Genomic DNA, 2,186 nt, shown 5'->3' with positions numbered 1-2,186 from the left:
CACCCACCCCAGCCAGGAAGTCCGCCCCGGCGTGGGTGGCACCGGTGACGACCACGTCGGCGGCGTCCGCCGGGAGGTCGACGGCGAGCCGGACGGCGAGGTCACCGAGCCGGACGCCGGTCACGGTACGTGGACGTGGATTGCCGGGCACGGCGTCAGACCCTACCCGGTCGCCCGGTTCCGGCCGCACAGCCGCCCCGGTGGTTCGTCGGCACTCACCGATGATGTCGCGCCTCCGCTGGTCAGCGCGGATAGACCACGAACTTGGGTGCGGAACCACTCGGGGACGGCGGCACGCGGTAGTGACGCAGCGTGAACTGCATCATGTCGCGGAACGCCGGGTTGGCGATCGCCGCGCCCCCACCACCGGGCGCGTACACGAAGACCGCGATCACGTACCGGGGCTTCTCGGCGGGGGCCATGCCGATGAAGGAGGACACCTCGCCCGGCTGCTTCTTGCCGTCCACCAGACGCCAACCGGTGCCGGTCTTGCCGGCGACCCGGTAGCCGGGGACCGCCGCCAGGGTGCCGGTGGCGCCCTCGACCGTGGTGACCGCCTCCAGCATGGTGCGCAGCGCCGCCGCGTTCTGCGGGCTGAGCACCGAGCGGGTGACCGGCGCCGGCGCGGGGGTGCGCTTGCCGTCCGGGCCGATCGTCTCCTTCACGAGGTGCGGCTGCACGTACGTGCCGTCGTTGGCGATGGCGGCGTACGCGGCGGCCATCTGCAACGGCGTGGCGTCGACGCTGTGCCCGATCGGCACCGACCCGGCCGACGACCCGCTCCACTCGTCGACCGGCAGCAGCCGGCCGCTGGCCTCGCCGGGCAGGCCCTCGCCGGTGGGCTTGCCCAGCCCGAACCGCTTCTGGTAGTCGATCAGCCGCTCCGGGCCGAGCCGGTCGGCGACGGTGATCGCGCCGACGTTCGACGAGAAGGCCAGCATCCCGGGCACGCTCATCTTCCGGCCGTTGGCCGGGTGGGTGTCGGAGAACCAGGTGTCCCCCTTCTTGATGCTGTTCGCGATGGGCAGCGTCGTGTCCGGGGTGATCACCCCCTCCTGCAGCGCCGCGCCGTAGGTGATCGCCTTGTGCACCGAGCCGGGGTCGACCACGAAGCTGGTCGCGGCGTCCTCGCGGGCGACCGGATCGCTCGGCACCGGCTTGGCGGCGTTGTAGGTGGGGTCGCTGGCCTGGGCCCGCACCTCGCCGGTGGCGACGTCGATGATCACGGCGGCGGCGGTCGCGCCCCGCTGCCCCGCCATCCCCGCGCTGAGGATCTGCTGGGTGCGGAACTGCAGGTCCCGGTCGATGGTGAGGGTCAGCGAACTGCCCGGCTTGGCCGGGGTCGTCTTGCTGTAGCCGCCGGGGATCGGCGCGGCGAGGTCACCGAGGCCGGCCTCGTACACCCGCTTGCCGTCCTGCCCGGCGAGCAGGTCGTCGTAGCGGGCCTCCAGACCCTCCAGCCCGACCATGTCCTGGCTGGTGAAGCCGATCAGGTTGGCCGCCAGGTCGTCGCCGGGCACCTCCCGGCGCTCGTCGCGGTGCACCCCGATGCCGGGCAGCTCCAACGCCAGCACCTGCTTGGCCGCCGGGATCTCCACCCCCCGGGCCAGGTACTCGAACCGCGACGGGTTGCCGTTCTCCAGCTTGCGGGGCTTCATCAGGTCGGTGAGCTTGGACACCGGGATGCCGAGCAGCGGCGAGAGCGCCTTGGCGGTGGCGGGCCGGTCCTCGATCAGCGTCGGGTCGGCGAACACGTACCGCGCCTCGACGCTGTGGGCCAGCGGCTCGCCCCGGAAGTCGTAGATCGCGCCGCGCGGCGCGGGCAGCTCGACCGTGCGGGTCCGGTCGGCGACGCCACCACCGGCGTAGGCCGGGGTGTCGACCGCCTGCAGGAAGATCAACCGCACCCCGATGACGACGAAGAGCGCCAGGGTGAGCACGGTGCCCAGGCGCAGCCGCAGCCGCGGATCGGCGAGCTTCGGCGGGCGCGGCGGCTTGCGCGACGGCCGGCGGGCCGCCCGTCGGTCGGCGCGGCCGGGCGCGCGCGGCGTGGTGCGGCGCCGCGGCGGCGGCTCGTCGCCGGCCGGCCCGCGCGGGGTGCGCGGCGCGACGGTCCGCACGACGCCGCCCCGGCCGGCCGCCGGAGCGTCCCGCCGGCCCGAACGGGCGGCGGCCCGGCCGCCGTC

1 protein-coding gene and 1 pseudogene are annotated in these 2,186 nt (G+C 74.6%); both read right to left on the bottom strand.

Features of this window, described 5'->3' with window-relative positions; genetic code table 11:
• Positions 1-190: pseudogene (locus AB0J68_RS31325) on the bottom strand (UDP-N-acetylmuramoyl-L-alanyl-D-glutamate--2,6-diaminopimelate ligase); the annotation flags it as partial.
• A gap of 52 nt (positions 191-242) precedes the next feature.
• Positions 243-2,186: penicillin-binding protein 2 (locus AB0J68_RS31320; protein WP_363942396.1), on the bottom strand; the 1,944-nt coding region annotated here is incomplete at its 5' end.

Origin of the sequence: Micromonospora sp. NPDC049580, assembly GCF_040675595.1 — a bacterium.
Classification (GTDB): domain Bacteria; phylum Actinomycetota; class Actinomycetes; order Mycobacteriales; family Micromonosporaceae; genus Micromonospora.
The sequence above is the reverse complement of the archived record's forward strand: the minus strand, read 5'-3'. Positions and strand labels throughout refer to the sequence as shown.